The sequence below is a fragment of the Gluconacetobacter tumulicola genome (genome assembly GCF_014174215.1).
Lineage (GTDB): Bacteria > Pseudomonadota > Alphaproteobacteria > Acetobacterales > Acetobacteraceae > Gluconacetobacter > Gluconacetobacter tumulicola.
Genome location: NZ_JABEQL010000001.1, coordinates 231,911 through 247,495, shown reverse-complemented (window position 1 = coordinate 247,495; position 15,585 = coordinate 231,911). Strand labels below are relative to the sequence as shown.

General features: G+C 64.8%; 15 protein-coding genes and 1 tRNA gene. 7 read left to right on the top strand and 9 right to left on the bottom strand.

The features are described from left to right. Positions 1–208 precede the first annotated feature (208 nt). Positions 209–1,126 (top strand): AraC family transcriptional regulator, encoded by a 918-nt coding sequence (locus HLH29_RS01120; RefSeq protein WP_182964156.1) that lies wholly within the window; start codon positions 209–211, stop codon positions 1,124–1,126. Between the two features lie 81 nt (positions 1,127–1,207). On the opposite strand, the gene yghU is transcribed toward HLH29_RS01120, so the two are convergent. Then, on the bottom strand, positions 1,208–2,083 hold the full coding sequence (yghU, locus tag HLH29_RS01115; RefSeq protein WP_182964155.1) for a glutathione-dependent disulfide-bond oxidoreductase: 876 nt from the start codon (positions 2,081–2,083) through the stop codon (positions 1,208–1,210). Between the two features lie 15 nt (positions 2,084–2,098). Further along, on the bottom strand, positions 2,099–2,803 hold the full coding sequence (locus tag HLH29_RS01110) for a glutathione S-transferase family protein (RefSeq protein WP_182964154.1): 705 nt from the start codon (positions 2,801–2,803) through the stop codon (positions 2,099–2,101). Between the two features lie 115 nt (positions 2,804–2,918). On the opposite strand from HLH29_RS01110, the gene HLH29_RS01105 reads away from it, so the two are divergent. Both HLH29_RS01105 and HLH29_RS01100 read left to right on the top strand, forming a co-directional pair. Beyond that, on the top strand, positions 2,919–3,554 hold the full coding sequence (locus tag HLH29_RS01105) for a TetR/AcrR family transcriptional regulator (RefSeq protein ID WP_182964153.1): 636 nt from the start codon (positions 2,919–2,921) through the stop codon (positions 3,552–3,554). Between the two features lie 99 nt (positions 3,555–3,653). Beyond that, positions 3,654–4,289, top strand: a complete 636-nt coding sequence (locus HLH29_RS01100) for a LysE family translocator (RefSeq protein ID WP_182964152.1) — start codon at positions 3,654–3,656, stop codon at positions 4,287–4,289. A gap of 60 nt (positions 4,290–4,349) precedes the next feature. Here the strand turns inward: HLH29_RS01100 and HLH29_RS01095 are convergent, their stop codons facing one another. Beyond that, positions 4,350–6,503, bottom strand: a complete 2,154-nt coding sequence (locus HLH29_RS01095; RefSeq protein WP_246373548.1) for a methyl-accepting chemotaxis protein — start codon at positions 6,501–6,503, stop codon at positions 4,350–4,352. 692 nt (positions 6,504–7,195) lie between these two features. Beyond that, positions 7,196–7,271, bottom strand: a tRNA-Asn gene (locus tag HLH29_RS01090). Positions 7,272–7,457: 186 nt separating this feature from the next. On the opposite strand from HLH29_RS01090, the gene HLH29_RS01085 reads away from it, so the two are divergent. Next, positions 7,458–8,534 (top strand): ABC transporter substrate-binding protein, encoded by a 1,077-nt coding sequence (locus tag HLH29_RS01085; RefSeq protein WP_182964150.1) that lies wholly within the window; start codon positions 7,458–7,460, stop codon positions 8,532–8,534. A 45-nt stretch (positions 8,535–8,579) separates the two neighbouring features. On the opposite strand, the gene HLH29_RS01080 is transcribed toward HLH29_RS01085, so the two are convergent. After that, positions 8,580–10,031 (bottom strand): NAD-dependent succinate-semialdehyde dehydrogenase, encoded by a 1,452-nt coding sequence (locus tag HLH29_RS01080; protein ID WP_182964149.1) that lies wholly within the window; start codon positions 10,029–10,031, stop codon positions 8,580–8,582. A 93-nt stretch (positions 10,032–10,124) separates the two neighbouring features. On the opposite strand from HLH29_RS01080, the gene HLH29_RS01075 reads away from it, so the two are divergent. Continuing rightward, positions 10,125–10,907 carry an IclR family transcriptional regulator gene (locus HLH29_RS01075; RefSeq protein WP_182964148.1) on the top strand — a complete coding sequence of 261 codons (783 nt, stop codon included), beginning with the start codon at positions 10,125–10,127 and terminating at the stop codon, positions 10,905–10,907. 14 nt (positions 10,908–10,921) lie between these two features. Here the strand turns inward: HLH29_RS01075 and HLH29_RS01070 are convergent, their stop codons facing one another. Next, positions 10,922–11,674, bottom strand: coding sequence for a TetR/AcrR family transcriptional regulator (locus HLH29_RS01070; protein ID WP_338030147.1), 753 nt, complete (start codon positions 11,672–11,674; stop codon positions 10,922–10,924). A 239-nt stretch (positions 11,675–11,913) separates the two neighbouring features. Between HLH29_RS01070 and HLH29_RS01065 the strand changes: the two genes are divergently transcribed. Both HLH29_RS01065 and HLH29_RS01060 read left to right on the top strand, forming a co-directional pair. Then, entirely contained in the window at positions 11,914–13,101 is a 1,188-nt protein-coding gene (locus HLH29_RS01065; protein WP_182964147.1) for a thiolase family protein, read from the top strand. Positions 13,102–13,192: 91 nt separating this feature from the next. After that, positions 13,193–13,876, top strand: coding sequence for a DUF2459 domain-containing protein (locus HLH29_RS01060; RefSeq protein WP_246373546.1), 684 nt, complete (start codon positions 13,193–13,195; stop codon positions 13,874–13,876). 173 nt (positions 13,877–14,049) lie between these two features. Here the strand turns inward: HLH29_RS01060 and HLH29_RS01055 are convergent, their stop codons facing one another. The 3 genes from HLH29_RS01055 to HLH29_RS01045 form a co-directional block, all read right to left on the bottom strand. Beyond that, on the bottom strand, positions 14,050–14,244 hold the full coding sequence (locus tag HLH29_RS01055) for a hypothetical protein (RefSeq protein WP_182964236.1): 195 nt from the start codon (positions 14,242–14,244) through the stop codon (positions 14,050–14,052). A gap of 128 nt (positions 14,245–14,372) precedes the next feature. Continuing rightward, positions 14,373–14,582 (bottom strand): toxin-antitoxin system HicB family antitoxin, encoded by a 210-nt coding sequence (locus tag HLH29_RS01050; protein ID WP_182964146.1) that lies wholly within the window; start codon positions 14,580–14,582, stop codon positions 14,373–14,375. Further along, positions 14,579–15,514 carry an SPFH domain-containing protein gene (locus tag HLH29_RS01045; protein WP_182964145.1) on the bottom strand — a complete coding sequence of 312 codons (936 nt, stop codon included), beginning with the start codon at positions 15,512–15,514 and terminating at the stop codon, positions 14,579–14,581. Before HLH29_RS01045 ends, HLH29_RS01050 begins: the two co-directional genes overlap by 4 nt. Positions 15,515–15,585 lie beyond the last annotated feature (71 nt).

Sequence of the window (15,585 nt, the reverse complement as noted above, 5' to 3'; positions counted from 1 at the left end):
TATAATATGGAACTTTTTCCGAATTTTCTCTTCTCGTGAGGGGGCGATGGCATGATCCGATCAAATGATTGCACGATCCTCCTGAACTGCCCGCAAGGACGGTGTGATCGGATCGGACATGCGCTACGATCGCATGGACCTGGAGCATCGTTACCCGTCCGGATGATCCTGGCCGGACGGGATGGGATATGTGGTTTCGGAGGGTTGGATGCGCGATCTGCTCGACCGCCTGCGCGATACGATCGAACGACACTGCGTCGCGCCCACCACGCGAACAGCCTTGCCGGGCCTGCTGCTGTTTCGGGCCGAGGCGCCGACCACGCCGATGAATGTGGTGTACGAACCGCGTTTCTGCGTGATCGTGCAGGGCAGCAAGCAGGTCATGCTGTGTGACCAGGTCTTCGATTACGATGCCAGCAAATATCTGGTGACGGCGGTGGATCTGCCGGTGAGCGGCCATATTACCCATGCCAGCCCTGAGGAGCCCTATCTGGCTCTGTGTCTGACGCTGGACCCGGCCGATATCGCGGATGTGCTGCTCGAACTGCGCGATCGGCCGGAGGATCTTTCCCACCAGTGCCCGCGTTGCCTGACGGTCAGCGCGCTGACGCGAAATATCCTCGATCCGGTGATGCGGCTGGTGGGGCTGCTCGATACACCCGAGGATATCATCTTTCTGCGCCATCTGGCGGTCAGGGAATTGCTCTATCGCCTGTTGCAGGGGCCACAGGGTGGGGTCCTGCGCCAGATCGCCACTGCCGGCAGCAACCTGTCGCATCTGAACCGGGCGATCGCCTGGATCAGGGACCATTATGCCCAGGCCTTCGACATCGCGGATGTCGCCCGGCTGGCGGGGATGAGCCCGTCATCCTTCCATCGGCATTTCCGGGCCGCGACCATGATGAGTCCGCTGCAATATCGCACGCGTCTGCGCTTGCAGGAGGCGCGGCGGCAATTGATGAGCAATGCGGTCGATGCGGCGGAGGTGGGTTTCGCGGTCGGGTATGACAGCCCGTCGCAGTTCAGCCGCGAATATCGGCGCATGTTCGGGAATCCGCCGGCGCGGGACGCGCAGCGGATTCGGGCGGAGAATGCCGTGGAGGCGCGGACGCTGGAGGCGGTTTGATTGATGGCGGAGGAGAGGCCTGTTTTTTGATTCTTTTTTCAAAAAAAGAATAGTAACCAGAACGAATCTGTTCAACGCCGCCTACCCGGCGGTACCGAGCTTGTCCTGTGTCTTCGTCTCGAAATCACTTGCCTCGTGGCGTTCGCGCAACTGGCTTGAGGGTTCGCCGCTCGTGCGGTTGACCATGCGGCCGCGCTGGACGGCCGGGCGTTCCAGCAGGCGGTCGGCCCAGGCCTGGAGATGCTTGTAGTCCTGCACGCTCAGGAACTCGGCGCCGCCATAGAGCCAGCCTTTGGCCAGTCCGCCATACCAGGGGAAGATCGCCATGTCGGCGATGGTGTAGGTGTCGCCCGCGATATAGGGGCTTTCCGCCAGCCGGCGGTCCAGCACGTCGAGCTGGCGCTTGACCTCCATGGCGAAACGGTCGATCGCATATTCGATCTTGTGCGGTGCGTAGGCATAGAAATGCCCGAACCCGCCGCCCAGATAAGGGGCGCTGCCGACCTGCCAGAACAGCCAGTTGAGGCATTCCGTGCGTCCGGCGAGGTCCTTTGGCAGGAAGGCGCCGAATTTCTCGGCCAGGTAGAGCAGGATCGAGCCGGTTTCGAACACCCGGATGGGGTCGGGCCCGCCATGGTCGACCAGGGCGGGGATCTTGGAGTTCGGGTTGACGGCGACGAAGCCGCTGCCGAACTGGTCGCCCGCGCCGATATTGATCAGCCATGCATCATATTCGGCCCCGGTGTGACCGGCCGCCAGCAGCTCTTCCAGCAAGATCGTCACCTTCACGCCGTTGGGCGTGCCGAGCGAATAGAGCTGGAGCGGGTGGCGGCCGACGGGGAGGGGCCTGTCATGCGTCGGGCCTGCGATCGGACGGTTGATGCTGGCGAACTGGCCGCCGCCCGATTTGTTCCAGGTCCAGACCTTGGGTGGGGTGTAGTCGGTGGGTTCGGCCATCGTGGATCTCCGATATCAGGATGCGGGCGGATAATTCGAGGGGAACAACGCGCGGAGGGCTTGTTCGTCGGTGGTGGTCTTGAAGGCATGATCCTGCCCGACGGCGCGCGCGCGCGCCACGGCGGGGCGGCTGTCGATGGTGTGGAAGAAGCGTTTCAGATGCGGCCAGGGGGCCAGCGGATCTTCCGCGCCCTTCATCACCCGGGCCGCGCGATCGATCCAGCCCCAGGCCGACATGTCGGCGATCGTGTAGCTGTCGCCGGCGATATACTCCCGGCCAGCCAGGTGATCGTTCAGCACCTGGTAATGCCGCTCGGCCTCGCGCCGGTAGCGGTTGATGGCATAGGCCTGATCTTCGGGCGCGAAATACTGGAAATGGACCGCCTGGCCCGAATAGGGACCGAGACCTGTGGCGATGAACATCAGCCAGGACAGCAATTCCGGCCGGTCGGCCGGGGTGCCGAGAAAGCGGCCGGTCTTTTCGGCAAGGTAGAGCAGGATGGCGGTGGAATCGAAAACGCGCGCCGGCGCGCCGCCTGGCCCGTCCGGGTCGATGATCGCCGGGACCTTGCCGTTGGGGTTGATGGCGCGGAATGCCGGGTCATGCTGCTCGCCCTTGCGGGTGTCGACGGGAATGACCGTGTAGTCCAGGCCGCTTTCCTCGAGGAAGAGGGCCACCTTCGCGGGATTGGGGGTGGGGTGGAAGTAGAAGCGGATCATGGTGCCTCCGTTCGTTCCGGCGCATGGCGCGGTGCGTTTTAGTATGATCGTTCTAGAATGACGCGTCGTATCTCATGTGGCAAGATGGGATCGTAACGCCTGCATGGATGAGGGAATGGCCCGGCCGCGAGAATTTGACGAAGATGCTGTGCTGGATGCGGCGGTTGCGTGTTTCTGGCGACACGGGTTCGATGCGACGTCCATCAGGGATCTGGTCGGGCAGACCGGGTTGACGGCCGCGAGCCTGTACAACGCCTTCGGCGACAAGAGGTCGCTGTTCCGGCTGGCGCTCGAACGGTATATCGCGGGGGGGATCGGCCCGCGCCTCGCGCGGTATGAGGCCGTGCCGCCGCTGGATGGTGTGCGGGGCTATCTGGACGATGTGGTGGCGCGTTCGCTGGATGATCCGGCCAGCAAGGGCTGCATGCTGGTGAATGCCGCGCTGGAATTCGCGGCGCAGGACGCGGAGTTCCGGCCGCTGATCGTCGGGACGTTCGGCCGGATCGAGGCATTTTTCCTCGACTGCGTCCGGCGGGGGCAGGGCGATGGCAGCGTCACGCGTGCGATGGCGGCCGAGGATCTGGCCCTGCACTGCCTGGCGGTGCTGATGGGGGTGCGGGTGCTGGCGCGTATCCGCCCGGAACGGGCGGTGCTGAACGGAGTCGTGGCGGCGCTTCTGGGCTCGCTGGTCGCGCGGCCGGAAGAGGGGCAGGACGGGACTGCGGATCGTTCGGAACGTGGTATGACATGAAAGCCTGGCCGGAAATGTGACTGGCGAGCGGTGGCGCGCGGGGAAGCGCGTCGGATCGTCGTCGGCGCGTGTGCCCGGTCGGGCCACAGGAGACAGACAATGATCTTGCCCGTTACCCATCTTGCCGCGTTTGCGTTGGTCGCGCTGGGCATGGCGCTGACGCCCGGCCCGAACATGATCTACCTGATTTCCCGTTCCATCTGTCAGGGGCCGCGTGCGGGGCTGGTCTCGCTTGGCGGTGTGGCGCTTGGATTTGTCTTTTACATGCTGTGCGCCGCGTTCGGGATTACCGCGCTGGTGATGGCGGTGCCCTATGCCTATGACGCGCTGCGGCTGGGTGGGGCGGTGTACCTGCTTTATCTCGCATGGCAGGCGATCCGGCCCGGCGGGCGGTCGCCGTTCCAGGTGCGCAAGCTGGCGGCGGATGGCAATCGCCGGCTGTTTCTCATGGGTTTCATGACCAATCTGCTGAATCCCAAGATCGCCGTGATGTATCTGTCGCTTCTGCCCCAGTTTGCCGTGCCGGGCACGTCGATGCTGGCGCAGATCCTGATCCTGGGAACCATGCAGATCGTCATCAGCGTGCTGGTGAATGCCGTCATTGCGCTTTCCGCCGGCAATATGGCGAAATTCCTTGAATCCAACCCCCGTTTTGCCATGGCCCAGCGCTGGGTGATGGCAACGGTGCTCGGCGGTCTGGCAGCGCGGATGCTGACCGAGCAGCGGGGGGCCTGAGGGAGGCGCATCCCCGATCAGACGGATGGTCTGATCGGGGGCGTGTGCCGGAAGGCGCGGCTAGCTGCCGTGCCGTGCCAGTTCCCGGCTGGCGGCGTTCCGGGAGCCGGGAAGCCTGAAATGCGTGACGAGTTGCGTGAGCTTCTGCGTTTCTCCGGCCAGGCTGCGGGCCGAAGAGCGGGACGTGTCGGCGATGGATGCGTTCTTCTGGGTGCTCTGGTCCATGACGGTCACCGCGGCGCTGACTTCCTTGAGGCTGGTGGCCTGGTCGCGCGCGCTGTGAACGATCGCGTTCAGCTTTTCCCCCATTGTCGAGACCAGCCCGGAAATGGTCTGCAAAGCCTTTTCGGTATCGCGCACGCAGGTGGCGCCGGTGTGGATTTCCTCGACCGTCTTGCGCACGAGGTCGCCGATATCGCGGGCGGCGTCGGTGCAGCGCTGGGCAAGGACGCGGACTTCGTTGGCCACGACGGCGAAGCCTTTTCCGGCGTCGCCGGCGCGTGCGGCCTCGATGCTGGCATTCAGGGCCAGCACGTTGGTCTGGAACGCGACACCGTCGATGACTTCGACGATGGCGACGACCTGCGCCGAGCTGGTTTCGATGCGCTGCATGGCCTGGCGGGTGCGGCTCATGATTTCGGAAGACGATTCGGCTGAATCGCAGGCCTGCACGCCGATGGCCTGCGTGTTGTTGATGACATCCTCGGCATGCGAGACGTTTCGGGTGAACTGATTGATCGCGGCTGTCGTTTCCTCGAGGGCGGCGGCCTGCTGTTCCGTTCGGTCGGCGAGTTCCTCGGCGCCGGTGGAGACGGTCTGGCTGCCTTTCCTGATCGTATCGACCGCGTTGGAAATGCCTGTGATGGCTGTGGCGAGCTGCTGGATGGAACGGTTGAAATTGGTCCGCAGCGGTTCGAATTCCTGCGGCAGGGGCTGCTGGATCTGCGACGAGAGGTCGCCGGTCGACAGGGCGTTGAGGGCCGTGCCGATCGTGTCGATGACCCTGTTGACGTCCTTGAGCCGCTGCTCGTCCTCCTGGCGGCGCCTGGCCTGCTGCGCCTCGTTCTGGCGGCGCTCCTGCTCGGCTTCGGCGTCGGCCTGTCGGGCCCGGAGAAGGGAGCCGCGGAAATTCTCCAGCCCGCGGGCCGTGGCGCCGAGTTCGTCGGATCGCTGCACGCCGTAGACGGTGACGTCGTAATCGCCATGTTCCAGCGCCGAGACGGACTGCAGCAGGTTGCGCAGCGGTGTGCTCAGCAGCTTGTTGAAGATGAACCACATCAGCGCGACCGACAGGATGATCAGCGTCACGCCGGGAATGACGAGGGAGAAGATGTTGTCCCAGACCGGCTTGGTGATGGCCTCGGACGGCACATCGACGATCAGGGTCCAGTACACATTGAAATTGTCGATCTTGAGCGGAACGACGATGCGGTCCACCGTGCCGTTATTGAAATTGCGAATGATGGAAAGCTTGTGTTCCGCAATGGATTTTTCGACGAGCGTGTCGAGTGCGTCGTTATAGTGCTTCATCACCAGGGCGGGATCGGGATTGACGATCCAGAACCCCTGGCTGGACAGCAGGGAGATGGTCGACCCTTCGGCGATCCTGACGTTCTTCAGCAGCGGCGCCAGCCAGCCGAGCGGGACATCGGCCCCGATGACGGCGATTCTCTTGCCGTCGAAGGTGATGGGATAGGTGGGGGACACCATCGGAACCTTCGTATCCGCGTCGATATAGGGTTCCAGCCCATCGAGGTCGCCGGTCTTGATGATGTTCTTGTAAACGTCGCTGTAATGTTCGGGTGGTGTGTTGATCGTGACCTTGCCGTCGGCGCCGCGCAGGACATACGGAAAGAAGATGCCGTGACTGTTGGTGCCCGGGCCGCCGGGAACCTGGGTGCCGTCAAATCCGCGCGGAACTTCCTTGAAGTCCATGCCGTAAATGTCGGGAAAACGCTGCATGTCTTCATACAGGAGGTCGACGATGAACTGCTTGGTCAGCACGCCGGACCGGTGGGCGGTTTCAATCGTGCTTTGAATGCCGCGGACGACGGTGTTCTGCGCGGTCAGGGCCAGGGTGATCTTCTGTGCCAGGATCTGGCTGTTCGAAATCGCCTCGGAATAGATGTTCTTTTCGACCTGGGCCTTCATCTGCCTGCTGGACAGGGCCACGGCGACAAGCTGGATGATGATGAAGGACAGCCCGCATATCATTATGATCTTTGTGGATAGATATGCGCGGGGGCGCGCATGCGACGATGCGACCATCAAAGGGATACTCCGGGAGAAAGGTGAAGCAAAGTCATGAGGTAAAACCAGTTGCGGATACTCTGACATCTTCGTTTCTTCCACACAAGCGAAGTCTGTCTTTCAGTAAAGATGGATCGTTCAATGATATTATGCGACTCAATAATGAATATATCCGCCGCTATGTCTTGTTTTGTGTTTTTTATAGTATTCATTTATAAAGATCGTGGAGTTCAATAATTTTCTGGCCCTGCGTTGGAATAGGGTGATTGTATTGGTTCCAGGATGGATTTCGGCCGGATGGAGTTCTTTGCTTGGGTGAGGCGCCTGTCAAAACAACGCGATAGCGCGTTTTTCGTGACCCGTTGAGATAAAAACCGCATAAGCGTTTGATGGAATTTGTTTTTATTTCCCCGGGCATCCGTGTTCGGACGAGAAACGCCCGTGCAGGCCGGGGCGGTCTGTGTGCTGCCGGGCCTCGGCCATGTGTCGGATCGGGGAAGCGGGGGCGGAGAAGGCAGGGGCTTCGACCCGCTGGGGCGTGTGGTGCCGGGTATTGCGCGCGGCTTTAACCGCTCTGTGTGCGCCATGTGCGCCTGCATTGCCCGGACCGGGCGCAGGGCGGTCTTTCTTTAGTCTTTGAAGAAGTAAGGAAGATTTGGCTCCCGAAGTAGGACTCGAACCTACGACCCAGCGATTAACAGTCGCTTGCTCTACCAACTGAGCTATTCGGGATCAGCGCCGGGGCACCGTATAGCGGAGGTTCGGGACGGAGGTAAACCCCCTCGATACGTTTTTTTTTGACGGCTAGGAGAGGAGGCTCCAACCATGCGAAGACGTCTCATGCGCGACGGGCTGAATCGCGCCGGATAAGGGCTGAAGGGGGCCTAAGACACGGATGGATCAGAAGGCCGGTCATCCATGCGTGACCTGACGCGGCGGCGCCTGCTGGTTGCCGCCGGTGGAGTGGCAGGTGGGGCGGCGGTCGTGGGGGCCGTTGTGACGCGCAATCGGAGGCCCCATCCGGTGGTGCGGCACAAGATTGTGCCCGATGGCCGGGCTCGGCGGCTGGTCCTGTCCTGGCCGTCGTCGAATCGTCTGTTGTTCACCGTCGCGCGGGCCCGGTTTTTCGGCACCTACAATCTGGACGTGACATTGGTGGATGGGTCGCGCACCGGCCGCACGACCATTGCCGATGTGGCGGAGGGGCGGGCCGTCGGAGCGGCGGCGCCGATTCTGACCTGGCTGGACCGTTTTCGTCTTGGGCCGATTCCGGCCCATCTGGTCAGCGGCCTGCAATCGGGGAGTTTCCGCCTGCTGGTGCGGCGCGGGGTCAAGGGCTCGCGGCTGGATAATGTCGCCGGGATGAGAATCGCGGTGACGGACCAGGACATGGCCGACCGGCTGTTCTTCTCGGTCATGATGCGGCGCAAGGGCATTGACCCGGAAAGCGCGGTGCATTGGGTGACGCTGGCGCCGACACAGGTGGAGCAGGCCGCGCGGGCGGGCGAGATCGATGCCGTGGCGGCCCATGATCCGCAGGCGTGGCAGTGGCTGCACTTGCCGGACCCGCTCTTCTTCGAGTTGGAGAACAGCACGACCGGCCATTACAGGGAGCGGACCAACCTGGCTCTGGGCCTGTCCGACGCCCTGTTGCGGTCCGACCCGGTGGCGGCGGCAACGCTGGTGATGGCGCTGCGTGCCGCGTCGGACTGGATTCGCGCGCATCCGGACCAGGCGGCGGGCCTGATGGCCGAAGCGGCAGGGGGCATGGATACCGGTCAGATCCTGGCCATGCTGCGGCATGAGAGCCTGGGCATCAGCCCTGTGGGCGCCGACCTGCGGGTACAGGTGTCGCAATATGTGGACGAGATGAAGCTGCTGGGACGGGTGTCCGATACGGTCGGCTCGGCGGCTTATGCACGGCGGCTGTGCGTCAACGTGCTGGACGCGGACGAATCCGGTGCGCTGTCGATTCCGGAGAGCGGGCCGGCCTGACGCCGGCCCGATTGCGCTGCGATATTCGGGCGCGTGCCGGTTCGGTCAGCCGATGGACGAGCAGAGATATTTGATTTCCAGATATTCCTCGATGCCGTGGCGTGAACCCTCGCGGCCCAGGCCCGATTGCTTGATGCCGCCGAAGGGGGCGACCTCGTTGGAGATCAGGCCGGTATTGTGGCCGACCATGCCGTATTCCAGGGCCTCGGCGACGCGCCAGACCCGGCGGACGTTCTCGGTGTAGAAATAGGCTGCCAGGCCGAACTCGGTATCGTTGGCCATGGCGATGACCTCTTCCTCCGTCTCGAAGCGGAACAGGGGGGCGACGGGGCCGAATGTTTCCTCGCGTGCCACCTTCATCTTCCGGGTTACGCCGGTCAGGATCGTCGGTTCGTAGAAATTGCCGCCGGCCGGGGGCTGCCTGCCGCCGATGAGCAGGGTGGCGCCGTGGGCCAGCGCGTCGGCGACGTGGGATTCGACCTTTTCGACCGCCGCGGAATCGATCAGCGGGCCGATGGTCACGCCGGGTTCGGTGCCCTGGCCCAGTTTCATGGCCCGCACCGCCTCGGCCAGGCGGGCCGCGAAGGCGTCATAGATGCCGGACTGGATATAGAGCCGGTTGGCGCAGACGCAGGTCTGGCCCGCATTGCGGTATTTCGAGGCCAGGGCGCCTTCGATCGCCGCGTCCAGATCCGCGTCGTCGAAAACGATGAACGGTGCGTTGCCGCCCAGTTCCAGGCTGAGTTTCTTGATGGTGGGCGCGCACTGGCTCATCAGGATGCGTCCGACCTCGGTCGAGCCGGTGAAGGACAGTTTGCGCACCACGTCCGACCCCGTCAGCACGCCGCCGATGGCGCGGGCGTCGCCGGTGATGACCTGGAACACGCCGGCGGGCACGCCCGCCCGCTCGGCCAGCACGGCCAGGGCCAGTGCGGTCAGCGGCGTCTGTTCGGCGGGTTTGACGATCATGGTGCAGCCGGCGGCCAGCGCGGGGGCGGCCTTGCGGGTGATCATGGCGGCAGGGAAGTTCCATGGCGTGATCGCGGCGCACACGCCGACCGGCTGCCTGATGACCAGCAGCCGCTTGTCGGTGGTGGGGGCGGGGATCGTCTCGCCGTAGATGCGCTTGGCTTCCTCGGCGAACCATTCGAGGAACGAGGCGGCATAGAGGGCCTCGCCCTTCGCCTCGGCCAGGGGCTTGCCCTGTTCGGCCGTCATCAGCGCCGCCAGGTCGTCGGCGTTGGCGACCACCAGGTCGAACCAGCGGCGCAGGATGGCGCCGCGATCCCTGGCGGTGCGGGCCGACCAGGCGGGCAGCGCGCGGGCGGCCGCGGCGATGGCGGCTTCGGCTTCGGCCGCGCCCAGGTCGGGCACCAGGCCGACGACGCGCCCGGTCGCGGGGTCGGTCACGGGGGATGTCCGCTCGGGCGCGGTCACCCATTTTCCGTCGATCAGGCAGTCCGATCGCAACAGGGTCGGGTCTTTCAGCGTCACCATTGCTACCTCCATATCGTTCAGTATATTGAACGCGTGGTCATCATAATGAACTGTGGGGGCATTGATCTCCTTCGGTCAAGGCGGGAGAGGGGAATGCGGGCTCACGATGAGATCAGGTCTGGCGGGGCGCATGTGCCGGCGCTGCGGCGGGCGGTGGCGATTCTCGATCATATTTCGGCCTCCTGTGACGCGCCGACGCTCTCCGGACTGGCGCGCGCGCTGGGATTGCCCAAGAGCACGGCACATGGGCTGGTGCAGGCGATGGAGGAACTGGGGCTGCTGGTGCGTGCGGCCGACGGCACGCTGCGGACGGGGCCGCATCCGTTGCGCTGGGCGGGGGATTTCCTGGCCCGGACCGATCTGGTTTCGGTCTTCCGGCAGTCCATCGCCGAGGCGCGGCGCTTCGAACGGTTTACCGTGACGATGACGGTGCTGGACGGGGGCGAGGTCGTTTATATCGCCTGTTCGGATGCCAATCGGCCGCTGGATGTGGCCTTTCGTATCGGCATGCGACTGCCCGCCCCCTTTACCGCCACGGGCAAGGCGCTGCTGGCCGCCCGGCCCGATGGGGCGCTGGAGGCGCTGTTCGGGCAGGGATTTCCGGCGCCGCTGACGCGCTACAGCGTCGCCTCACTGTCCGATCTTCGGCGGGAGCTTGTGGAGACGCGGCAGCGGGGTTTTTCGATTGATGACGGGCAGATCCGCGAGGGGTTGTTCTGCCTGGGGGCGACGGTGGGCGACCATACCGGCCAGGCCGTGGCCGCTCTGGCGCTGTCGCTGACGCGCAGCGAGGCGACGCCGGATATGATCGCCACGCTGGGGGACGCCCTGGTCGAGGCCGCCGCCGACCTGTCGTGCCGGCTGGGGGGCGGCTGACCAGAGGGCTCGGCTTATGCCGCCACGCGGCGCTTGCGGGGCGCTTGTGTCTTTGGGGCGGCCTTCGTTCCGCTTTTCTTTTCGCTCTTCGCACGGGTGGCGGAGGCTTCGTGGCGGAAGATCGTGAGGATCTGGGCTGCGATCTCGGCGGGGGAGAGGCGGCCCTCGTGATACCAGGTATCCGCCGTGTTGAGCAGGCGCAGCAGCAGGATGCGATAGATCTGGCGGTCCAGCCCGGGCGGCAGGGGGAGGGCGTCGACGATCGTGCGGAAGATGGTCTCGAACTCGTCGCGCTTCCTGACGAGGATGGCTTTCACCTCCTCGGGCACCGAGCGGAAATTGTTCATGATCGGCAGCGTGAGGGATTCGGGATTGAGCTGGATTTCCAGCATCTCGGTACACGCGGCCTCGAGCCGTGCCCATGGTGCGGTATGCGGTGCCATGGCGGCGCGTATGCGCCGCGCCGCCGCGTCCAGCGCCCGGTCGTGGATTTCGATGAACAGCGCCTCTTTCGAGCGGATATGGTAGTACAGGGACCCGCCCATCATGCCCGCCCGCTCGGCGATCTCGCGGATCGAGGTCGCCTTGTAGCCATATTCGGCGAACAGCTTGGCCGCGATTTCCAGAATTTCCTGGCGGCGTTCCAGGTTGGGGGCGGCTTCGGCCGCTGAGACTGCCTGTGCGCGGCCACGCCTGACCGGGCGGGCCGGGGGCTCATCATGCGTCCTGCCGGGACCGGTGGTCTTCTGTCTTTGCCTCGCGCTCACGCCGTCCTGTGCTCCTGCTACCTGATTCCAGATAATTCTTAATGCATGGCCGGTTCATGTTCCATGGCCTGATGCGCGGTCTGTCCCGGAAATGCGTGCGGGCGGCGGGGCGGCGCTCAATCATGTGTGATGAGGCGGGGCTGTTTTCGGCCTCGACAGGGGTGGGCGCGCGCCATAGAAAGTTAACTAACAAATGTTAGGCATATTTGGGCCGTCGTGCGAATGAAGGGTGCGACATCATGAACATGGATGATCCTGTCGTCATTGTTTCGGCGGCCCGTACGCCGGTCGGCTGGTTCCAGGGCGTGCTGTCGGATGTGCCGGCGACCGAACTGGGGGCCGTGGCGATCCGGGGGGCGCTGGAGCGGAGCGGTCTGGCGCCTGATTCCGTCGATACGGTGCTGATGGGGTGCGTGTTGAGTGCCGGGCTGGGGCAGAACCCCGCGCGGCAGGCCGCGCATGGCGCGGGCCTGCCGTTTGGCGCCGCGACGGCGACCGTCAACAAGCTGTGCGGATCGGGGATGATGGCGATCGCGATGGGGCACGATGCGCTGAAGGCGGGATCGGCCCAGGCGGTCGTGGCCGGCGGCCTGGAGTCGATGTCGAACGCGCCCTACCTGCTGACCAGGGCGCGGCAGGGCTATCGTCTGGGGCACGGCCAGATGATCGACCATATGTTCCACGACGGGCTGGAGGATGCGTACGAACCCGGGCAATTGATGGGGCATTTCGCGGAACAGACCGCGCGCGATTATGATTTCAGCCGGTTGGAGCAGGATGAGTATGCCGCGATGACGCTGGCGCGTGCCCGTGTCGCGGTGGAAGGCGGGGCCTTCGCGGCCGAGATTTCGCCCGTTTCCGTCAGGACCCGCAAGGGAGCGGTGGAGGTCACGCAGGACGAGAATCCCCTCAAGGCGCAGCCGGACAAGATCCCGACGCTGCGTCCGGCCTTTGGCAGGGATGGCACGATCACGGCGGCCAGTTCGTCGGGCATTGCCGATGGTGCGGCGGCGGTGGTCCTGGCGCGCCGGTCCTGGGCCGAACGGCAGGGATTGCCGGTATTTGCCGCCATCCGGGCGCTGGCGGTTCATTCGCAGGCGCCGCGCGATTTCACGCAGGCGCCGGTGCCCGCCATCCGCAAGCTGCTGGATCGGGCGGGGTGGCGCGTGGGCGATGTCGATCTGTTCGAGATCAACGAGGCTTTCGCGGTCACGGCCATGGTGGCGCAACGCGATCTGGACATTCCGTCGGACAGATTGAACGTGAATGGGGGTGCCTGCGCGCTGGGGCATCCGATCGGGGCGACGGGGGCGCGGCTGGTGACGACCCTGCTGCATGCATTGCGCGCGCGGGGATTGCGGCGCGGGGTGGCGGCTGCCTGCATCGGCGGTGGCGAGGCGATTGCGATCGCGGTGGAGCTGCCCTGACGACCGGGGCGTCGATCGACTGGAAGATGGCTGGCAGCTTCCCTATCGTCTGACATGCCCGATGTTCGTGGCGGTTGTGACGAGGTTCTGCATGTGCTGCCGCGCAGGGAATGTGCTGGAGGGACTGTCGCGATTTCTGCTGCTGGCCGCCATGGGGGGTCTGCTGGCCTGCTGTGCCGGCGGGAGCGGGCCGTCGGCCTGCCGGCCCGGGGAGCTGAATTCGGTCTATCTGGTCGATCGGGGGTGGCATACTGAAATCGGGGTGCCGGTGGCGGCGCTGTCGGGGAAACTGGCGGTTTATCGGGAGATCTTCCCCGGCGCGCGGACCATTCTGTTCGGCTATGGCAAGAAGACGTTCTTCACCGCCCCGGCGAGCAGTCTGGAAGAGTATCTGATCGGGCCTTTTCCCGGTCCGGCGGTGGTGCAGGTCTTTGCCATGACCACCACGCCTGACCTGGCCTATGACCCGGGTGCCGTGGTGGTACTGCCGGTGAGCCGTGAGGGGATGGGTCGTCTGTCGTACTTTATCGGGGGTGACCTGGAGACGGGCCGTGATGGCCGGCCACGGCTCGTTGCGGCCGGTCATGGGCCGGAAAGCCTGTTCTATGCGGCGCGCAGCCGTTACACGCTGTTCCATACCTGCAACGGATGGGTGGTGCAGGCGCTGCGGCAGGCGGGGCTGCCGGTCTCGGCCGACGGTGTGGTGTTCGCCGGCCAGGTCATGGCGCGCGGCGCGCGTGCGGCGGCGATGTTGTGTCGCAAGGCAGCGCCGTGAGGGATCTCAGAGCCTGACCGAAAATGCGGGCTGGTGAGCGAGAGCGGCCCGGGACGGGCCGCGCCCGGCGTGTGTTTCCGAGCATCGGAGCGGGGTGGCCTTGATGGCCATGAGCACCGAAGCGCAGGAAACGCGCGTCGGATCGCCGCCAGCGTGCATTTTTGGTCAGGCTCTCAGGGGCAGGGTGGGTGGTTGCCGTCGGGGCAGACCACGTCCGTGCCGCGCGGTACGACGATGACCTTGTGGTCGCGGGGCGGGTGGTCGTCGCCGTCGCCGCTGGCTGAACTGCATGCGGCCAGCGGGAGAAGGATCAGGCACAGGGCGGCGGAAAGACGGAGCGGGTGGCGCGGCAATGGAACGTCGGTCATGGAAGACGCCTTGCAGGAGGAACGAGGTGGCGAGGTACCCAATCGCGCGGCTTTCGGTCCGGTTGCCGGTCGGCCGTAATTTTTCCCCTGATGTTCGGCGGTTACGCGGCCCGAGACGCAATTTCAGGTCAGGTCGCGTCGTCCTGCCGGTCTTCATTCACACGGATGCCGCGCCTGGTCAGGGCCTCGCGCAGGAGGATCTCGATCTGTGCGTTTGCGCTGCGCAGTTCGGCGTCCGCGCAGCGTCTGATGGCCGCCAGCAGGGCCGGGTCGAGACGCAGGGCGAAGGCCGCCTTGTCCGGTCCGCGCGGCCTTCCCCTGCTTCTCTCGTGGGTCACGAATAGAGCGTGCCCGTGTTGACCACCGGCGTCACGTCGCGATCGCCGACCAGGACGACCAGCAGGTTGGAAATCATCGCGGCCTTGCGCTCGGCGTCCAGGACGCCGCCCAGGCGGTCTTCGAGTTCGTTCAGGGCCTGTTCGACGATGGAAACGGCGCCGGAGGTGATGGTGCGCCGGGCGGCGATGACGGCGCTGGCCGCCTGTTTGCGCAGCATGGTCGCCGCGATTTCGGGTGCATAGGCCAGGTGCGAAAGGCGGGCCTCCTTCACCACCAGGCCGGCCAGTTCCATCCGTTCCCGAAGGTCGGCGGCCAGGGTGGCCGTCAGCCGGTCTCCGCCGTCGCGCAGGGACAGCACGCCGCCATCCTGGCGGATCGTCTCCCCGGCCTGCTGTGTGGCCAGCGCCTGCCGATATTCCTCTTCGTCATAGGGGTGGCGGCTGGCCAGGCTGCGCAGGGCGGTTTCGCCCTGGGCGGTGACATAGGCCTGATAATTCTCCACGTCGAAGACCGCGCGTGCGGCTTCTGCCACGCGCCATGTCAGGACCATGCCGATCTCGACCGGGTTGCCGGCTGCGTCATTGACCTTCAGCGGGCCGATTTCCTGCGTGACCAGCCTGCGGGTGAGCCGCTTGCGGGCGGCGAAGGGATTCACGAGCCAGAAGCCGTCCTGGCTCAACGTGCCCGAATATTTTCCGAGGAAGGTCAGCACCACGGATTCGTTGGGTTGCAGGGTGAGGAGACCCCGCAGCAGGACCATGGCCGCGATGCCGCACAGGACTGCGGCGACCCCGCACGAAGCTTTCGCCATGTCGCCGGGGACGAATCCGGCGGACAGTGCGCTGAACAATCCTGCCAGGACCAGCAGCATGACGATGCCGATCCCTGCGAAACCCGAAATGGCCCGTGCCTTGATTTCCTGCGTTCCCATGCGCGCTGCTCCCTGCTTCTTATCTTATATATTTATGATATCATAAAACAAGCAAGGAGAAGGTGCGCGCC

Bases quoted from the DNA above. Each gene is read 5' to 3' on its own strand.
- HLH29_RS01120 (WP_182964156.1), top strand. From the start codon at position 209: ATGCGCGATCTGCTCGACCGCCTGCGCGATACGATCGAACGACACTGC.
- yghU (WP_182964155.1), bottom strand. From the start codon at position 2,083: ATGGCCGAACCCACCGACTACACCCCACCCAAGGTCTGGACCTGGAAC.
- HLH29_RS01110 (WP_182964154.1), bottom strand. From the start codon at position 2,803: ATGATCCGCTTCTACTTCCACCCCACCCCCAATCCCGCGAAGGTGGCC.
- HLH29_RS01105 (WP_182964153.1), top strand. From the start codon at position 2,919: ATGGCCCGGCCGCGAGAATTTGACGAAGATGCTGTGCTGGATGCGGCG.
- HLH29_RS01100 (WP_182964152.1), top strand. From the start codon at position 3,654: ATGATCTTGCCCGTTACCCATCTTGCCGCGTTTGCGTTGGTCGCGCTG.
- HLH29_RS01095 (WP_246373548.1), bottom strand. From the start codon at position 6,503: ATGATATGCGGGCTGTCCTTCATCATCATCCAGCTTGTCGCCGTGGCC.
- HLH29_RS01085 (WP_182964150.1), top strand. From the start codon at position 7,458: ATGCGTGACCTGACGCGGCGGCGCCTGCTGGTTGCCGCCGGTGGAGTG.
- HLH29_RS01080 (WP_182964149.1), bottom strand. From the start codon at position 10,031: ATGGTGACGCTGAAAGACCCGACCCTGTTGCGATCGGACTGCCTGATC.
- HLH29_RS01075 (WP_182964148.1), top strand. From the start codon at position 10,125: ATGCGGGCTCACGATGAGATCAGGTCTGGCGGGGCGCATGTGCCGGCG.
- HLH29_RS01065 (WP_182964147.1), top strand. From the start codon at position 11,914: ATGAACATGGATGATCCTGTCGTCATTGTTTCGGCGGCCCGTACGCCG.
- HLH29_RS01060 (WP_246373546.1), top strand. From the start codon at position 13,193: ATGTGCTGCCGCGCAGGGAATGTGCTGGAGGGACTGTCGCGATTTCTG.
- HLH29_RS01055 (WP_182964236.1), bottom strand. From the start codon at position 14,244: ATGACCGACGTTCCATTGCCGCGCCACCCGCTCCGTCTTTCCGCCGCC.
- HLH29_RS01045 (WP_182964145.1), bottom strand. From the start codon at position 15,514: ATGGGAACGCAGGAAATCAAGGCACGGGCCATTTCGGGTTTCGCAGGG.